This is a genomic window from Planococcus halocryophilus, from assembly GCF_022489025.1.
GTDB classification, from domain to species: Bacteria; Bacillota; Bacilli; order Bacillales_A; family Planococcaceae; genus Planococcus; species Planococcus halocryophilus_A.
Window position 1 is genome coordinate 32,970 of the sequence record NZ_JAKVTG010000015.1, and the last position, 16,901, is coordinate 49,870.

Annotated in this window: 18 protein-coding genes; 15 read left to right on the plus strand and 3 right to left on the minus strand. The window is 39.7% G+C overall.

The window, feature by feature from the left end; all coding sequences use genetic code 11:
* Nucleotides 1-91 precede the first annotated feature (91 nt).
* On the plus strand, nt 92-259 hold the full coding sequence (locus tag MLE13_RS14460; RefSeq protein WP_240750382.1) for a hypothetical protein: 168 nt from the start codon (nt 92-94) through the stop codon (nt 257-259).
* 16 nt (nt 260-275) lie between these two features.
* Here MLE13_RS14460 and MLE13_RS14465 read toward each other — a convergent pair whose 3' ends face one another.
* Both MLE13_RS14465 and MLE13_RS14470 read right to left on the minus strand, forming a co-directional pair.
* Entirely contained in the window at nt 276-539 is a 264-nt protein-coding gene (locus MLE13_RS14465) for a hypothetical protein (protein ID WP_240750383.1), read from the minus strand.
* Nucleotides 520-756, minus strand: coding sequence for a hypothetical protein (locus MLE13_RS14470; protein ID WP_240750384.1), 237 nt, complete (start codon nt 754-756; stop codon nt 520-522). Before MLE13_RS14470 ends, MLE13_RS14465 begins: the two co-directional genes overlap by 20 nt.
* A 218-nt stretch (nt 757-974) precedes the next feature.
* On the opposite strand from MLE13_RS14470, the gene mobQ reads away from it, so the two are divergent.
* The 6 genes from mobQ (at nt 975) to MLE13_RS14500 (ending at nt 8,446) form a co-directional block, all read left to right on the plus strand.
* On the plus strand, nt 975-3,032 hold the full coding sequence (gene mobQ, locus MLE13_RS14475) for a MobQ family relaxase (RefSeq protein WP_240750385.1): 2,058 nt from the start codon (nt 975-977) through the stop codon (nt 3,030-3,032).
* A gap of 32 nt (nt 3,033-3,064) precedes the next feature.
* Entirely contained in the window at nt 3,065-5,026 is a 1,962-nt protein-coding gene (locus MLE13_RS14480) for a VirD4-like conjugal transfer protein, CD1115 family (RefSeq protein WP_240750386.1), read from the plus strand.
* Nucleotides 5,027-5,060: 34 nt separating this feature from the next.
* Complete coding sequence (locus MLE13_RS14485; RefSeq protein WP_240750387.1) at nt 5,061-5,285, plus strand: hypothetical protein; 225 nt, start codon at nt 5,061-5,063, stop codon at nt 5,283-5,285.
* Nucleotides 5,275-6,894, plus strand: coding sequence for an ArdC-like ssDNA-binding domain-containing protein (locus tag MLE13_RS14490; protein WP_240750388.1), 1,620 nt, complete (start codon nt 5,275-5,277; stop codon nt 6,892-6,894). The genes MLE13_RS14485 and MLE13_RS14490 overlap by 11 nt, the downstream gene beginning before the upstream one ends.
* A 223-nt stretch (nt 6,895-7,117) precedes the next feature.
* Entirely contained in the window at nt 7,118-7,447 is a 330-nt protein-coding gene (locus tag MLE13_RS14495; RefSeq protein WP_240750389.1) for a hypothetical protein, read from the plus strand.
* 540 nt (nt 7,448-7,987) lie between these two features.
* Nucleotides 7,988-8,446 (plus strand): JAB domain-containing protein, encoded by a 459-nt coding sequence (locus MLE13_RS14500; protein ID WP_240750390.1) that lies wholly within the window; start codon nt 7,988-7,990, stop codon nt 8,444-8,446.
* 310 nt (nt 8,447-8,756) lie between these two features.
* Here the strand turns inward: MLE13_RS14500 and MLE13_RS14505 are convergent, their stop codons facing one another.
* Nucleotides 8,757-9,377, minus strand: coding sequence for a TetR/AcrR family transcriptional regulator (locus MLE13_RS14505; protein WP_240750391.1), 621 nt, complete (start codon nt 9,375-9,377; stop codon nt 8,757-8,759).
* Between the two features lie 190 nt (nt 9,378-9,567).
* Between MLE13_RS14505 and MLE13_RS14510 the strand changes: the two genes are divergently transcribed.
* From MLE13_RS14510 to MLE13_RS14545, 8 genes are all read left to right on the plus strand, one after another.
* Nucleotides 9,568-10,818: a 3-isopropylmalate dehydratase large subunit gene (locus MLE13_RS14510; protein ID WP_240750392.1), complete on the plus strand. Its 1,251-nt coding sequence runs from the start codon at nt 9,568-9,570 to the stop codon at nt 10,816-10,818.
* Between the two features lie 16 nt (nt 10,819-10,834).
* Nucleotides 10,835-11,344 (plus strand): 3-isopropylmalate dehydratase, encoded by a 510-nt coding sequence (locus MLE13_RS14515; protein WP_240750393.1) that lies wholly within the window; start codon nt 10,835-10,837, stop codon nt 11,342-11,344.
* Nucleotides 11,345-11,416: 72 nt separating this feature from the next.
* The gene (locus MLE13_RS14520) at nt 11,417-12,532 is read left to right on the plus strand and encodes a TRAP transporter substrate-binding protein DctP (RefSeq protein ID WP_240750394.1); all 1,116 of its coding nucleotides are present in this window, start codon (nt 11,417-11,419) and stop codon (nt 12,530-12,532) included.
* Nucleotides 12,533-12,577: 45 nt separating this feature from the next.
* Nucleotides 12,578-13,882, plus strand: coding sequence for a TRAP transporter large permease (locus MLE13_RS14525; protein ID WP_240750395.1), 1,305 nt, complete (start codon nt 12,578-12,580; stop codon nt 13,880-13,882).
* Between the two features lie 89 nt (nt 13,883-13,971).
* The gene (locus MLE13_RS14530; protein ID WP_240750396.1) at nt 13,972-14,538 is read left to right on the plus strand and encodes a TRAP transporter small permease; all 567 of its coding nucleotides are present in this window, start codon (nt 13,972-13,974) and stop codon (nt 14,536-14,538) included.
* Between the two features lie 17 nt (nt 14,539-14,555).
* Nucleotides 14,556-15,449 (plus strand): isocitrate lyase/PEP mutase family protein, encoded by an 894-nt coding sequence (locus MLE13_RS14535; protein ID WP_240750397.1) that lies wholly within the window; start codon nt 14,556-14,558, stop codon nt 15,447-15,449.
* 259 nt (nt 15,450-15,708) lie between these two features.
* A complete protein-coding gene (locus MLE13_RS14540) occupies nt 15,709-16,650 on the plus strand; it encodes a phosphoglycerate dehydrogenase (protein WP_240750398.1) in 942 nt (313 codons plus the stop codon).
* Between the two features lie 41 nt (nt 16,651-16,691).
* Nucleotides 16,692-16,865, plus strand: a complete 174-nt coding sequence (locus tag MLE13_RS14545) for a nitroreductase family protein (RefSeq protein ID WP_240750399.1) — start codon at nt 16,692-16,694, stop codon at nt 16,863-16,865.
* Nucleotides 16,866-16,901: the final 36 nt, after the last annotated feature.

The following is a 16,901-nucleotide window of genomic DNA, read 5'->3' on the forward strand; positions in this document are numbered from 1 at the left end:
TATTCAACAAAAGTAGAAATATCTACCTAGCAAAGGTAGATATTTCTACTTTTTTGAGAACCATAAATTTTAGACTGAAAGGGTGTTTTTTTTGGTTTATATTATTCGTTCATCACATGGCGTTATTTTAACGCAAGACAACAAAGAGTTATTTTATGAAACATTAGAAGAAGCTGAAATAAAAAAAGAGGAACTGCTTTCTTTTACTACTGAGCAATGGACTATTATTAACGTTAATAGAGAGACAAGCGCCCTTTAATTTCATAGCGCTTGTCTTATTTTTTTTGGATTTTACTCTTTATAAATCCCGAAAATGTTTGAAATATCTTTTCTCGTTCTTCTGTTGTGAGCGTTTCTAATCCAAAGTATTTTTCAGCCAAGGCTCCGGTTTCAATTAAGCGTTTGGTTCGTGCTTTGCGTTGTTCCCAACTTGCTCTTCGTTGCGTTTCATTCTGTAACTGGCTTTTCTTCTTTTGCAAATCGGCAATTTGTTTTTTTAACTCCTGCGACTTTGCCAGGTTATCTGTTTTCAGCTTCATGGACATCCCACGCCTCTGGTTGTTCTTTTTTTTCGTTTACTTGAACAGCCAGCTTTTGAATCCACTTGATTGCTTCTTCTTCCGATTCGACATTCCACTCTTTCAATAACTCAGCCCCGATGTTTTGCTGCATTTGTTTCTCTAAATTCTTTCGCTTTTCCTTTAATTTCTCGATCTGTTCTTCAATGCTTGTGATCTTTTCAATGTTATTTGCCATTGATCTTCACTCCTTTTTAACTTATATATTAAAATATTAACATATAGGTTAAAATAAATCACGATAAATGGATAAAATATGGTATAATGAATCCGAGCTTTCAAGCGAGTGCCCAGTTATACACCACCCGAAATTCGGGGTGGTGACCTGGTCCAAAGCCCTTTCGGTCTTTGGGTGTCGCCTACGGATATCTAACAAGAGAAAAGAGGTGAGAAAACGTGAGTTACTTCCGACTGCAAGCCAACATCATCAGCAAGAAAACCCAATCCGCCGTTGCGAGTGCCAGCTACCGCAGTGGGGAAGAGTTGTATTCTGAACGCGATGACGAAATCAAAAGCTATCCGCAGCGAGAAGTAGCTCCGATTTCTTTCATCCTCAAGCCTGATCATGCGCCCGAGTGGACACTTGAACGTGAAAAACTGTGGAACGAAGTGGAGAAAATCGAGAAAGCCTGGAACGCTCAATTAGCACGAGAAGTGCTGATTGCTTTGCCGAAGGAGTTACCCGATGATGCTCAACAAGAACTTGTACAATCGTTTGTCCAACACGAATTTGTTGATGAAGGCATGGTCGCAGACGTTGCGATTCACCGAGACAAAGAACACAATCCGCATGCACACATCCTGCTGACAGTTCGCCCATTTAACGAAGATGGCACGTGGGGACAGAAAAAAACACGTCAGTATGAATTGGATCAAAATGGCGAGATTCTTCGCAATGCAAAAGGGGAGAAAGTCTTCCAAACCGTTCCTTCTACTCCTTGGAATGAACGCGAGACACTGGTAAAATGGCGCATGAACTATGCCGAAGCCATCAATGAAACTTTTAAGGAACGAGACATCCACAAAGAAGTCTCAGCACTTTCTTTTGAGGCACAGGGACTGGATCAAATCGCTGAGGTTCGCTTGGAACGAAATGAATACCAATACGTGAAACGCATGGAAGAAAAGGGACTGGAAGCACAAACGTTTTATCACCAGTTGAATCAAGACATTCGACAAAAGAATGCTGAAATTGCTCAGCTACGCGATAAAATTGTTTCTCTCTCTTCCAAACAAAAACAGGTTGATGTTCAGCACGTTTTACATCGCCACACGAGCGAAGTCACAGCAGAATTAAATGCAGACTACGCCAAGAGTTGGCACTTCATGAAAGGGCGCCTGAAAGAGAAATTTTCGTTCGATGCGGTACAAGATCAACTGCAAGGATTGTATCGTTGGGAAGAGCGTAAAGTAGAACCCAAACAAGTAGAAGCACAGGTGACACACGCGATTTTAAACGCTTCTCATAAAGCGTCTCAAGAACACAATGCGTCGGTATTGCACCAGCAAGGTTTTGATCAACAAGACTTCCGTTCACTCTTTACTACGCGACTTGAGGCATTTGAAAAGTTGACGGAATCGGTCGAAAAAGACCAACAAACCGTTGACCAAGTCATCGCGCATGCTGAACGCACCTACCGGGTACAAAGCTTAATCGTGCACAACTCCTTTAACGACTTGTTCCCTGAAATTGAGGAGCGATTTGAACACAATGATCGGACCGTGGCGTACAAAATGAATGTGCTGACGGCGCTTGAAACGAATGCGGTTGACGCCATTCCACTGACTGGTGAAGTGAATCATCACTTGCAGCTGCAGGAACTGAAAAAGGCGACCGAACAGGCGATGAAAGTCAGCGAACAACTCCGGATTCAAGCGTTGAGTCGCAACAAACTCGGTATGAAAAAAGAACAGTTGGTGAAGGATGGAACCGACCTTACAGCCATCTACCAGACCTCCATCCAACTCAATACGACGCAACAATTAATTGAACGATACGAGGCTAAGGTCACACACATCGACCAGCAACTCAATGCCTTGCTGCGAGAGACATTCCCTCATGCCAAAGACAACTTGTTGAAGAAACTCGACGCGCTTCCGTTGGAGATGAAAACAGATCTGTTGAAACATTTTATTGAGAACGCGAAGCCGGCGAAAAGCGTGAGCTTGAAAGCTTGCTTACAAGTCGCCAAGAAAGAACAAAGCAAACGGACGATGTCTTTTCATGAGTATCAAACTAAATCCGATGCTCGGTTCGCTGAACGTTTGGATGGAAGACAGAAAACGCTCACTCATTTCCCGACAGGGAAAGCGAGTACGGAACTGTTAGAGCGTCTGATTGAACAAGCTGAACAAGAACATCATCGTCCACAACATGAGACACCAACGAAGATGCACCGAAAAAGCAAAAACAAACAGCTTCGTCGGGAACTCGGACTTGAGTTTGAACTGTAAAAGGGAATCTGTTGAAAGGCGTGAACTTCATCATGAAAAAAAGAATACAAAAAGGTGCTGGCAAAAAAATCACCGTGACGTTCGTTCTGTCATTGCTCATCGGTTATGCCGTGACGGGTCTGTTACGCTTTCTACAACAAGGAGGAGGGCTCAACGCACTGTTATTGGACATCCGTGGAACACTCGACTTCCTCACAGAAACCGATCGCCAATCGCAACTCTTAGTGGCCATTCTTACGGTGGTATTTTTCGGTTGGTTCTTATCTAAAATGCGCTTGATGGAACATACGTATGAAGATGCCCATGACTTTGGGGTGCACGGTTCGGCCAGATTTACCGAACCTTCGGAGGTCCTAAAGGGCAAGTATTTCTCCAAGCACAATCGCTACCAGCCCAAAAGTCCGGAGAAAACCTTAACGAGTTTAGCCAACGGACTGATTGTCGGGCGCGTACCCGGAAAAAAGCAAGTCCTTGTCATTCCTCGGTCAACCGAAATTGATAACCGAAATGTCTACATTGTTGGATCGAGTGGGAGTGGGAAAGGGCAGTCTTATGTCATTCCCAATCTCGTCAACAATAAAGAAGAAACCATTATCGCGACCGATCCCAAAGGCGAGTTATTTGAACAGACGGCTGCGATCAAGCGCAAACAGGGCTATCAGGTTTATCAAATTGATTTCATCAACTTTAATCAAGACCGTTACAACTTGCTCGATTACGTCTTTGATGACCAAGATGCCCAAAGCGTGTCCGTGACCATCGCCAAGAACTCGACCAAAGACGGCAAAGAAGACTTCTTTATGGAACGCGCGCAAAAGATGCTCGCCGGGTTGATTGTCTACTGCAAAACGGAAATCTCGAATGCTAATATGCAAGACGTGTTAGATACGTTTAATGAACGCGTCGCACCCGATGAAGAAGCGTTCCGGCAATGGGTCGATGAAGACCTCGGTCCGCATCATCCGGCCTATCAGTTGCTGAAAGGGTTGACAACGCTCGGTGGAAACACGCGAACAAGTGTGACGTCATCGTTTGCTTCTCAAGTGAGTATTTTCACACTCAAGAAAATCCGAGAAATGACGCAAACAAGCGATTTCAATTTCCGAGCGTTTCAGGAACAAAAAAGCATTCTCTATGTGAAACTACCAATGGATGAAAATCCGTTCACCGCCTTAACCTCGGTCTTTTTTGATCAATTGATTTCGCAGTTTTATAAATTGGCGGATGAAAATCGTGGGCAATTGAAAATCCCGACCATCTTTTTATTGGATGAGTTTGCGAATATCGGAAAAATCGAGAAATACGCACGCGTTTTAGCCACTTGCCGAGGACTTGGCTTGTCGATGAACACCATCGTCCAAGACAATGGGCAAATCGAGTCGCTTTACGGCAAAGAAATGGCGCGATCGATTTTGTCCAATCACGATACGCTGCTGTTCCTTCGCAGCAAGGACATCGAAACCATCAAGTACTTCTCGCAATTGGCAGGAGAAACGACGGCGAAGATTCAAACCGGTTCGTCCAGTCAAAGTGGGGGCTTCATGAGTGGGAAATCGAATGCCAGCCAAAGTCAGTCGGAACAATACGTGAAGCGTTCGTTAATTCCAGAAGGGGACTTGGCAAGCATTGCGAAGAACGACTGTTATGTATTCGTCAGTGGCTTGCATCCGATGAAGCTACAAAAGGCTTGGCAATCGGAGGTATTCGGTTCGTATGTTCAGCAACATACTGCCATGCCTTCAGAAATTCCCATAAAGCCGGCAGCTGCATTTGCAATCGCACCGGATGAACCAATGGAAACCGATCATCCAGCATCTCGTACGACGTCTACCCGTGTCATTGAAGAAGAAATTGATCAGTCGGACGTGTTTGATTTGACGGATGATGGACTTGAAGAAGACTGGGTAGACTACCAAGAAAAGGCGAACGAGGAGCTTTCAATTGAAGAACGACTGAAGAAAAAAGAAACGACGAACATTAGAGACCTGTTATAAGGCCACAAGGACACCAACCAAAGGAGGAACGTCTATGCTTGTCACCATCAGCGAAATTCTCGCGAGTGATAAACGGATCTTGAGCTTTTACGATCCCGTGCCTTTTGAGGCACTTACATATGAAGGCTTACTTGATTTAGAAGAAGATGTGCGCGATTACACGATCACCTGTTACAGCCCGGTTCGGATTCCAGAGCGCGTCGAACCTCTCTACGAAGCTTGGTATATCAGAAAGGAGTTGGTGAACGATGTCGACTAAGGTAGATCTCACAGAAATCAACGACCGATTGGAACGAAACCTCGAAGAAATGTTCCAAAACAACCGGTTCCAAGATATGCTCAATGTGATGGCCAGTGGTCACCAGTACTCGTTCAATAACGTTCTGATGATTGCCTCTCAAAAACCCGATGCCACAATGGTCCGTGGTTTCAAGCAATGGCAAGCGCTTGGTCGTCACGTCAATAAGGGCGAAAAAAGCTTAAATATCTTGGTTCCTTCCTTTAAAAAAGTGGAAGTTCAAAAAATTAACGAGCAAACCGGCGAAGTATTACGCGATAAAAACGGCGACCCTCAATCTGAAGTTCGGCAAAGTGTGGCCGGGTTTAGGATGGGCAAAGTATTTGATGTCTCGCAAACCGATGGCAAAGAGATTCCCAACGTTCGCGATTTCATTCAGCAAGAATTAACATCCACGGAATCACTGACTGATCTTTACGACCGATTCATCCAACAAGTAAATGCCAGTTCGCAGCCGGTACACATTCGGGAAGAAGCCCATGAAAATCAAACGTACGGAGGCTATTACAACCGGGAAAATGATGAAATTGTGATTAATACCGCCGTGTCAAAGAGTTCGGAGCAAAAATTCCGTGTCTTGATTCATGAATACACACACAGCCAATTGCACCACAAAGAAAGTGACATCAAAGACTTGCCAAGAGGTCACAAAGAAGCACAGGCTGAGTGTGCTGCGTATATCGTGTCACAGTACTATGGATTTGATACCGACCTTTCTTCTACGGGCTACATTGCCACGTGGGCGCAAGATTTACCGTTGGCCAAACAAGCCATTAAAGAAGTCCAAGACGTCTCACGCGCTACTATCGAACACGTGAATTCGCTGCAAAATGAAAAGATACAGGAGTTTTATCAATCCATCCATCCTGAACAAGCGAAAGAATCGGTGGAAACGAAGCTGAACCTATCGCTTGCCGATCAGCCGACCTTGCAGCTACTAGATGCAAAAAATGGATTGGTGGTCTTTGCGACCGTCGAGCAAAATGAACGAGATGCGCATTTTGCGCTTCGTACCAATACAAACCGGATTGTCCCGTTAAATGACTTGAACGATCGCTACGCTGTGTTAAACGTGTTGGAAAACAAAGGCCAGCTCGTCCAGGAATATCAGAAAGCTGAAGACGTAATGGAAGTGACGAAACTAGATGATGGGAAATATGCCGTTACACTAGAAGGCGGTGACACTACGCAACGGACATTCCATAAGAAAGCTGAGGGACAACGCTTTATTGAGAAAGCTGGATTGGCACAATCACTCAATACCGACCGATTCTTGAGCCAGTCGGTACACAAGGATGCCACGAGACTGCAACAAATCAACGCACAACACTTAAATGAACGTTTAGGTCGCATATTGAAACAACCAAAACTGGAACTGGAAGCCAAAGACGGGATTGCAATTGGATGGCAGTTGGTTAAGAATCCACAACTTCAATCAAAAGAGGAGTTACACCAACACCTCAATCAGCTGAATCCAAATCACAGCCACACCACAGAACTAAAAGAGGCCGTCGCTTCATTCGACAAAAATCGACAAATACAAGAGAAAGAAAACGAGTTGGAACGCTAGCCATAAAAAGGGCACGAAGTAGAGACGTTTAGTCTCCTCTTCGCGCCCTTTCTTCTGGTTCAGTAGGTCGTTTCCACTCTATTTTCTTTGCCCAAAATCTCTACTGAAAAGCTCCATTTCTTCTATATGAAAACAGTCTTCAAGAGTCTGAAAAATCAATTTACTATTTTTAGGTGCTTGGATATAATGGAGAAAAATACAGCTTTTGGAATGGAGATTACCAATGAGACACTTACCGAAACTAGCCAAGGCGAAAGAAGAACTAACTTTTTTGCAAGAATTTATTGTGCTTACGGAGAGCTACGAAGAAACCACGCTTCAAAAGCAAATCATCAAGCGCTATGCGATCACCGGCAGCATGGTTCAAGTGGTTGCGCAATTAAATGCCGAACGCCAGTTAGAAGGGTTGCATCCAATCGAATCAGCTTACGTTTCAGAAGTCATTCGCTCCAAGCCAATTGATCCCTTGCATAAGATGGTGCGGTCTCAATATATGAAAAAGACAAAACATACACGAAATAAACCTTCTTATAGCGATACAGGCTATTATTAATAGTACCATTTGAAGAAAAATCCACTAGAAAGTAGTTAAAAAAGGATTGGACGATTGCACAAAAGCGCCTAACAAAAGCCTTTACAAGGCTCGCTTCTTCCTAAAAAATCCGATAAACAGAAGTTGTAATCCTTTGTAAAACAGCCTCTAGTTTACTGTCTTTTTCTAAACGGATGAACGAGTCGAAAATCACATAATCAATTCCATAGGAAAGGCAGCCAAATTTGGCTGCCTTTCTTCGGATTTTTTTCTTTTGGCCACCGGAGCGTACCTATTCCCAACCTCTCTACTCACGAAATACGGACAGATTCCTTGGCTACGCCCTATCCCTATTTCGTGAGAAGACAGGAGCCGACAAAGTTCATGTTCAGTCAAGGGGCCCGAAACTTTTTTAGACCGGCTTCGCTAAAAAACTTTCGTGCTGGGACCGTTGACTGATCGGTTATGTGATGGGGCCGTCCTCCTTACCAAAAGGGCAAAAAAACATCCCTTTTGGAACGATGACCGCCCGGCGGACCAACTAAAAAAGGAGCGATACTTATGAAGTTAGAAAAAATCATTGAAATTACACGCATCAAACAGAAGATCAAAGAAGTTGAAGAAATCTATAAGAGCATTCTTCCCGAACGCATTCACAGTTCAAAAGATGCCATCGAATTTGCGAAAGTGCTAATCGGAGATGAAGACCGTGAAGTCTTCTTGGTTCTCTGTCTGAACATCAAAAATGAAATTTCAGTTGTTCACCGCTGCCATACTGGAAGCTTAAATGCCAGCGTAGTTCATCCAAGAGAAGTATTTAAAGCCGCTATCTTAAACAACTCTGGCACAATTTTAGTCGCACATAATCACCCTTCCGGTGACTGCCAGTATTCCCATGAAGACGTCGTCGTCAGCAAACGCTTGATGGATGCCGGTGAATTGATTGGCATTGAATTATTGGATTCACTGATTGTCAGTCAAAAAGATGGGGTTTCTTTAAAAGAACTTGGATTCATCTAAAAAACCTTTACCTATAGGCTTCTCAGACGAATCGAGTCGCATAGTTCATCAGTTAAGAGAAAATAAAACCCTCAGAATACAAATCTCAAACACAGGATATGTACTCCGAGGGTAATTTAATAAACAAAATCATCTATTTAAATTTTTCTTTATACGAGTATATATTTATTGAACAAATATTTGTTAATTACTCATCACGAATTAGCTACATCAGATAAGTTAAAATAACAATTTTCTAATAAATCGAAGTAGAGATAATCCACTGCTGATACGTATTTTAATTGAATTTATGGCGTATTTACAAAAAATACTAATCTTTCTTGATTAATACCTCTTCAATAATTTTGTTCATCGATTTTTCGCCAAATTTGCTTAATAGAATTGTTGGATCCTTAAGCAAGCTATACTCTAAAAATAGCCCTTTATAAAATACCAAGACAACTCCTACATAAAACTCTTCATTTTCTTCATTTTTAAATTCCAGAGATCCCATACCTTCTTCTATAATGGATTTTACAATTTTATATAATTTTCGATTGGGATTATTTATAAATGTTTCATCATTAGGTGAAGATAGCTGGTTAATTAATACAGCTGACAGGAAGTCAAAGTCCATGTCATCACAAAAGTAAAAGCCAGACAGTAAAATAGTTTGTAACTTCTCAGTTAAAGATAGATTAGCCTCTTCTAATTCTTTGTACTTTTCCTCATATACCTCATCTATTAGTTGATAATGTTCGAGTACGACATCATGTTTTGATTTGAAGTGTGTATAGAAGGAGCCTTTTGATACACCAGCTAAATCTGTGATTTCTTCTATATGAACATTTTCAATTCCTTTTTCTTTAAACAATTTCAAGGCACTTTTAAATAATTTCTTTTTTGTAATTTTCGCCTTTGACTCACGGTTAGTCGATACATTACTACTCATATAAAATCCTCCTAATAAATTAAATCTTGCTAAGTATTCAGATTAATTGTATTATTCTATTTAAGAAGATGACTGAGGTCAGTGACTCAGTTAAGTAATCTGTCTATTTATATTATATAGTAGCATTTACATGGAGCAAAAGAAATTCTAAGTTAAAATTTATTAAAAATTTTTGAAAGGATGTGTAGTTTTGGGCCAAACAATAGCCGAGAAAATATTTTCTGAAAACTATAATAGAAAAGTGGAAGTCGGGGAAGAGAAACTATTTTCTCCAGATATTATTACCGCATACGATTATCCCGGCTATATTGATAAGTACGAGAAACAGATGGAAGAACTAAATATACACACAGTTAAAAATCCTGAAAAGTTTTTATTGTTTATTGATCACTTCTATCCTGCAGGAACATCAAAGGAACAAGAAATACATCAAATCACCAGAAGATTTTCTAAGAAGTATGGTTTTAAATTGTATGAAGGCGCAGGCATAGGTCATCAAGTGATTTCAGAAAAAGGTTATATCAAGCCAGGGCAATTTGTTGTTCACTTTGATGGACATATTAGTACAATTGGTGCTCTAGGAGCAATTGGTATGGGAATAAGAAATAGTATGATAGAAGCTTTTGCGACTGAACAAGTCTCACTTGTTGTGCCATCTACAGTCAGAATTAATTTAGAAGGGAAATTATTAAAGGGAGTTACTTCTAGAGACGTGTTTCATTCTATTATTAAACAGATTGGACCATCTGGTTGTCGCTCAAGCGTAATAGAATATGGCGGACCTGGCCTTAAATCATTAGAAATGGATGAACGCTTTACTTTATGCAATTTAGCCATGTTCTTGGGTGGACTATCAGCTGTTATGGAAACAGACGAAGTGACACATGAATACCTTAAAACACATAACGTGAAAGATTATGTAGATATGTATCCAGATAAAGATGCAGAGTATTTACATGAATATACTATTAAGTTAGATGAAGTAGAGCCTGTGATTGTCATACCTCCTACACCCGCAAATACAGTTCCGATTTCAGAAGTTCTTGGACTATCTATTGATCATGGATATATTGGTTCGTGCGCAAGTGGTCGAATCAAAGATTTTCAACAGGCTTTAGAAATTTTAGAAGGTCGTCATGTAGCAGAAAATTTCCGTCTAAATGCAGTTCCCACAACAACGCAAATTCAATTACAGATGAGCGAACTAGGACTCACTCAAAAACTAATAAAAGCTGGAGCTATGGTACAAGTTTCTTCCTGTGATTTTTGCATCGGACAAATGGGAGCGCTTTCAGATGGTGAAAGGTCCGTATCTACCGGTACTTTAAATGTGACCGGACGTATGGGAAGTTCTAAAGCTGAAATATACACAGCAAGCCCTTATACAATTGCAGCTACTGCAATAAATGGAAAAATAACAGATCCTAGAACCATGCTATAAGAGGGGAGGGAATTATATGATTAAGAACTTGAACGGCAGGATTGCTTGGATATTCGATGAACCAAACTTTGATATCGATTTAGTAGTGGGCGTAACTAATATGAAAATACAGGACATCGAAAAATTGAAAGATCTATGTATGATTAATTACGATTTGGATTTTAAAAATCAGGTTCGTGAAGGAGATATAATTATTGGCGGAGAAAACTTCGGATATGGACATCCCCATTACCCATCATGCCGGGCATTAAGGGCATTAGGCATTAAAGGAATTATTGCAGAATCTTTTTCTCCTGGATTTTATCGCGGTGAATCAACAAATGGGTTTCCACTTATAGAATGTAAAGGTGTTGTAGAGACCGCTGATTGTTGGGATCGCTTTATATACGACTGGGATACGGAAGAGCTAAATTTTATAGATAAGGGCATTATTTTAAAAAGTGAAAGGGTACCAGAGAAAACAAAAGAATTAATTGTACATGGAGATATTATTACCTATTTACAAAAAAGAAGATTGACACCCTGATTTAAAGAACACAACTATACCCTGAAATAAATTTAGATTATTTAAAATTAAATGAAAATTGGAGGAAAAAAAATGAAATCAAAAACTTTATTGTTAACTATAGGATTAGCATCGTTACTATTGACAGCTTGTGGAGGAGCTTCAGAGACAGTCGAAAGTTCAAGTAGTGATAAAACATATAAACTACGTGTTACTTCAGCACTTAGTACAAATCATGGATTATGGGTAGGTTTTTATGAACCTTGGATGAAAAAAGTAGAAGAGGATTCTGATGGTAGAGTGACATTTGAAACATTTACATCTGAAGAGCTTGTAAAGGCTACAAACGAAATGGAAGCACTTAAACAAGGAACAGTGGATATTGCTGCCCCACTTCTTCCTATTTACGATCCTTCAACTTTTCCACTTTCTGAAGTTTCCATGCTTCCTTTAACTAAATCTAATCCACTGATTGGAAGTTTAGCTTTTAAAGAACTGATTAACAGTGATGTGGAATTACAAGATGGAAAAACATTTTCAGAGCTAGAATATGGTTCGCAATCTTTGAAGGCACTTCCAGCTACAATTTCTGAAGAATATTCCATTTCCACAACCGGTTTGAAATTTGATAGTGTGAAGGATGTTAAAAAAGCACAACTACGTACTCCTTCTCGTATCCATGAGATTTACGCAAAAAATATTGATGCAAATTCCGTTACAATGCCTACATTTGATTTGTACGATGCAATGAGCAGAGGGGCTGTAGATGGTAGTTTCCTTTTCATTTCAGATTGGACAGGATATGGATTCGAAGAGTTATTTACGTATACGGTAAATGATGTAAATCTAGGTCACTTTAGTTCTCTACTAGCTATGACAGATGAACAATGGGATGAATTCCCTCAAGATATTCAAGAGATTATGATCGATGCGTCTGATGAACTTGTTGAAACTGGTGCAGAACTATGGGTGAATCGAAGCGAGGAAATTATTGCGAACTCTAAAGCCAATGGCGGTGAATTTGTTAGTGTAGAAGATTTGGATCCTGAAGTAAGAGACTTACTGATCGAAGGAATGGAAGATACATGGACTGATTTCATCGAATTGCTAAATGAACAAGGCGAACCAGGAACAGAAATTGCTAGACTTTGGAGAGACATCGTAATTGAACTAGGAGGAGATGTACCAGATGCGGTTAAAGATTTGTAAGAATGATTACAATACTCAAGCCCAACTAGTTAGGAGCGAATAGTTATGTATGATTTGGGATTATTGGCCGCTATAGTACTAGGTTTTATGCTACTGATGATTGCAGGATTCCATATTCATACGATATTGTTGACAATTGGCATTTTGGGCTTAATATATGTCGACGGATTTGATATCATTTCAGGTTTCCTTAGTCAAGATCCCTTTACTCAAATTTCAAGCTATACGCTAACAACCATTCCACTTTTTATCATTATGGCTCAATTCATATTGAAGGCTGGGGTGGTCGAGGATGCGTTTGCGATGGTATATAATATTTCGCGCGGTAAGCCAGCGGTATTAGGTTCTTTGACCATCTTAATCGGTGGTCTATTGGGAGCCGTATCAGGATCTGGTGCTGCTACGTCTGCTTCATTAGGACAGGTAGCAGTTCCTGAACTTACCAAGTATGGTTATAAACCTGCTTTGGCCGGGGCAATTTCTGCCGCAAGTGGGTCGTTATCGGGAATTATTCCTCCAAGTATTATATTAATTCTCTTTGGTGTAATAACTGAGACGCCGATAAGTAAATTGTTTATTGGAGCAATAATTCCTGGGATACTCATGATGCTCACTCTAATTGTATGTTTACTGTTTATGTTCAAGGATCAACGAAAAAAAGAAGATCGAATTTCTACTGGAACAAGAGAAATAGGTTGGAGAAGATCTCTTATTATAGTGATGGTCGGTTTGTTCATCTTTACAGTTGTATTTGGTGGTATCTACTCTGGTTTCGTCACACCTACTGAAGCTGGAGCCGTCGGAGCATTGGCGGGGTTATTAACTGCTCTACTACTAGGAAAACTAGACTTAAATTTCATTAGATCCTCTGTAAGTGAGACTGCAAAGATTACAGGTATGATTATTATGATATTAATAGGTGCGAATATTTTCAGCCGGTTTGTATCACTTTCCTTACTTCCAAGAAAGATCACTCTATTATTAGAACCATTGCTGGAACACCCGGTGTTAATACTTTGTATTTTAACAGTACTTTTCTTTCTTCTCTTCATGTTCATTGAAGGAGCAGCAGTCATCTTGATGACGTTGCCTGTAGTATTGCCTATTATCCAAGCGGCAGGAATTGATGTCCTGTGGTTCGGCGTATTTATTGCAGTTGTCAGTACGCTAGGTTTAATCACACCACCGGTAGGATTGAGTGTATACGCTGTTTCTTCTACCAGTGGTATTTCGTCAGAAGCGATATTCAAATATGGAATTATGATTGCAGTTGCACTGACTGTTGTCGTCTGTGGATTAATGATTGTCTTCCCTGAGGTAGTTACCTGGTTACCTTCAACAATTAGATAAAATAGACTACAAAAGGGATTTTACCTATATCGATCATCGGAATTTATGTAGAACATAAAACTTTAAAACTGACGTGAAGGATGATCCTAATGAACAAGTTAATGAATGCATATAGGGTTTTTGATTACTTCAAAAAAGCAGGAATTTTTCTATCGGGAGTGGCAATGTTTTCAATGATTTTCTTAATCACTGCGGATGTAATCTCAAGAAACGTTACATCTAAATCCATTCCAGGGAGTTATGAAATTGTTCAGAACTATTTAATGAGTCTGGCATCCTTTACTATTATTGTTTATGCGTATTCGTCAGGTGTAATGCCACGAATATCAATGGTAGTGGAGAGAATGCCTTATTTTCTTCAGAAGGTATTGTTGTTGTTAATGCTAGCAGTTGAGCTAATCATTGCGATACTTTTTGTATACTACACACTGAACTATTCTATTACTGGGGTGGCGGAAGGACATGCTTTTCCGGCAGGTGGCATTTTATTCCCCATCTATCCATTCCTTTTCTTAGTTCCAATGGGTTTTATGGGAATTGTTATTGAAATAATATTCATTATTATAAAAAATATCTTATCTAAAAAGCAGCTTTGGATTACTTTTACTAAAAGACAAAGTAGCGATGAAGTGATGGATCAAACATACGTTTCTTAATCTAAGGAGGCCCCCAAATGCTTAAAGAAAAAAAATTGTATACATTAAAAGAATTGATAGGTAAAAAAAATCTGATTATAACGGCTGGAATAGGAGATGCTCTCAGTGCCAGAATTGCAAATGATGTAAAGGGAATTGATGCATTACTATCGAGTGGGTTTGCAATTTCAGCGCAACTACTGGGATTACCAGACATTGAAATGTATACTCGAACAGAAAATGTAGAAACGGTAAGAAGAATGACCTATGTATCGAACAAGCCACTCATTGCAGATGTTGATACTGGCTACGGCAACGCAATAAATGTTATTAAAACAGTACATGAATTTGAACAAGCTGGTGCAGAAGCTATGATTTTCGAGGATCAGATTAGTCCTAAACGCTGCCCGATATGCGTAGATGAAACGAATAACATCCTACCGGTTGAAGAAGCAGCAGGTAAGATCAGAGCAGCAGCCGAAAACAAGTTGAACCCTGACACATTAATTATAGCTAGAACAGATGCTACTAATTTAGACGAATCTATTAGAAGAGCTAAAATCTATCGAGAAGCTGGCGCAGATCTTGTTCAGCCCATTTCAAAAGCTTTTCGCAACAAAGAAGAAGTAAAGCAATTTGTGGATGCAGTGGACTGTGACGTATCTCTCGTCATCGTCGGTTGGTTAGAAGAGTTATCCATGGAAGAAATTCAATGGATCGGACCAAAAATAGCTCACTTTGCTTTGGTATCAGTAACTGCATCACATAAGGCAGTTGAAGATGCATTTCATGAGATTGGATCTAAGGGAACTACTAAAGAAATGAAAACACCGCGGACACCTCATGGAAAACTAGTCAAAAAGCTAGGAATGGAAAGAGTCAATACATTGGAAGATAAATATTTACCGAATGAAGAAGTACTAATAAAATAACATCAGCTTTATTGATTATCTAATAAATGACAGACCCATCTTGCTGAGAGCAGAATACTATCATCAAGTCATTCGACCACACATTTACCATGATGAAGTTTTGAATCAAATTCGGGATTATGATAGTATTCTGTTCCATAATAGACACTTCTTCCTGTAGTTGTTGGTTCGCACTTACAGTCTATAAGAAAGTGTCTCTTTTTTTTTTCTGATTATTTAAAATAATAAACTTTTAAAAATAATTAGGAGGTCCCATTTCATGGCAAGTTATAAAGTCGTAAGCAGTTCTCCAACATTCGGAAAAATAAGTAAGGAATCAATAACACTTCTACAAGAAAATGATTGTGAAGTAACTATTTTAAAATCTGATGAGATAAATGATCGAGAGAAATTCGCTAGCAGCTTGAAAGATGCAGATGCTTTTATAGTAGGAATTGAAAAAGTTGATGACCAATTGCTCGCAAATGCAAAAAAACTGAAAATTATTGCTAAACATGGAATCGGTATGGATAACATTAATATGGAATTAACAGAAAGAAAAGGTATCATTGTAAAAAATGTTCCAAATGCGAGTACAAATGCAGTTGCAGACTATACTATCGGTCTATTGATTGCTTCAGCTAGACACATTCCTCAAACAGTAGCAGAGATTAAAAATAACGAGTGGCATAAGAGAGCAGGTTTAGGGTTTTCAGGGAAAACGTTAGGTGTTATTGGTACTGGACGAATTGGTCAAGCAGTCATTCAACGTGCTAACGGTTTTAACATGAATATTATCGCCTATGACAAATTTCAAAATCAAGAAAGTGCAGAAGCACTTGGTTTTACATACAAGGATTTAGAAGAGATATATCGGCAGTCCGATTACATCGCAGTTCATACTGACTTAAATCTTGAAACACGACATTTGCTTAATTTAACAGCATTTAAAAAGATGAAGTCAAATGTAATTATAGTAAATACTGCTAGGGGTGGAATTATAAATGAAGAAGATTTATTGATGGCCTTGGATGAAAATCTGATTGCGGGTGCTGCTTTAGATGTTTTCGAGCATGAACCAAAATTTAACAAAGAACTAATGAAGCATGAACGATTTATTGCTTCAAGTCACACAGCTGCCTACACAAACGATTCCTTAGAATTCATGGGAATCGAAACCGCGAAAAACGTTCTTCGTGTGCTATTACCTGAGGAACAATGAACCATTAATAATCTTATTAAATTAACAAGAGGAGAGACGCCATGGTGATCGAATTATTAAAATCGCATGCTTCAGTTAGAAGATATAAAGATATTCCTTTAAATGAGGAACAAATACGCGTGATTGTGAGTGCTGGTCAAGCCGCTCCAAGCTCTCATTTTGTACAAACGTACGCAGTCATACATTTAACAAACGATGAAAAGAGAAAAAACTAGCAGAAAGACACTGATTGGTCGGAGGCCATGACACAG

What these genes read in the sequence shown, in the direction of transcription:
- MLE13_RS14465 (WP_240750383.1), bottom strand. Translation starts at nt 539, where the DNA reads ATGAAGCTGAAAACAGATAACCTGGCAAAGTCGCAGGAGTTAAAAAAA.
- MLE13_RS14470 (WP_240750384.1), bottom strand. Translation starts at nt 756, where the DNA reads ATGGCAAATAACATTGAAAAGATCACAAGCATTGAAGAACAGATCGAG.
- MLE13_RS14480 (WP_240750386.1), top strand. Translation starts at nt 3,065, where the DNA reads ATGAAAAAAAGAATACAAAAAGGTGCTGGCAAAAAAATCACCGTGACG.
- MLE13_RS14485 (WP_240750387.1), top strand. Translation starts at nt 5,061, where the DNA reads ATGCTTGTCACCATCAGCGAAATTCTCGCGAGTGATAAACGGATCTTG.
- MLE13_RS14490 (WP_240750388.1), top strand. Translation starts at nt 5,275, where the DNA reads ATGTCGACTAAGGTAGATCTCACAGAAATCAACGACCGATTGGAACGA.
- MLE13_RS14495 (WP_240750389.1), top strand. Translation starts at nt 7,118, where the DNA reads ATGAGACACTTACCGAAACTAGCCAAGGCGAAAGAAGAACTAACTTTT.
- MLE13_RS14500 (WP_240750390.1), top strand. Translation starts at nt 7,988, where the DNA reads ATGAAGTTAGAAAAAATCATTGAAATTACACGCATCAAACAGAAGATC.
- MLE13_RS14505 (WP_240750391.1), bottom strand. Translation starts at nt 9,377, where the DNA reads ATGAGTAGTAATGTATCGACTAACCGTGAGTCAAAGGCGAAAATTACA.
- MLE13_RS14515 (WP_240750393.1), top strand. Translation starts at nt 10,835, where the DNA reads ATGATTAAGAACTTGAACGGCAGGATTGCTTGGATATTCGATGAACCA.
- MLE13_RS14520 (WP_240750394.1), top strand. Translation starts at nt 11,417, where the DNA reads ATGAAATCAAAAACTTTATTGTTAACTATAGGATTAGCATCGTTACTA.
- MLE13_RS14525 (WP_240750395.1), top strand. Translation starts at nt 12,578, where the DNA reads ATGTATGATTTGGGATTATTGGCCGCTATAGTACTAGGTTTTATGCTA.
- MLE13_RS14530 (WP_240750396.1), top strand. Translation starts at nt 13,972, where the DNA reads ATGAACAAGTTAATGAATGCATATAGGGTTTTTGATTACTTCAAAAAA.
- MLE13_RS14535 (WP_240750397.1), top strand. Translation starts at nt 14,556, where the DNA reads ATGCTTAAAGAAAAAAAATTGTATACATTAAAAGAATTGATAGGTAAA.
- MLE13_RS14540 (WP_240750398.1), top strand. Translation starts at nt 15,709, where the DNA reads ATGGCAAGTTATAAAGTCGTAAGCAGTTCTCCAACATTCGGAAAAATA.
- MLE13_RS14545 (WP_240750399.1), top strand. Translation starts at nt 16,692, where the DNA reads ATGGTGATCGAATTATTAAAATCGCATGCTTCAGTTAGAAGATATAAA.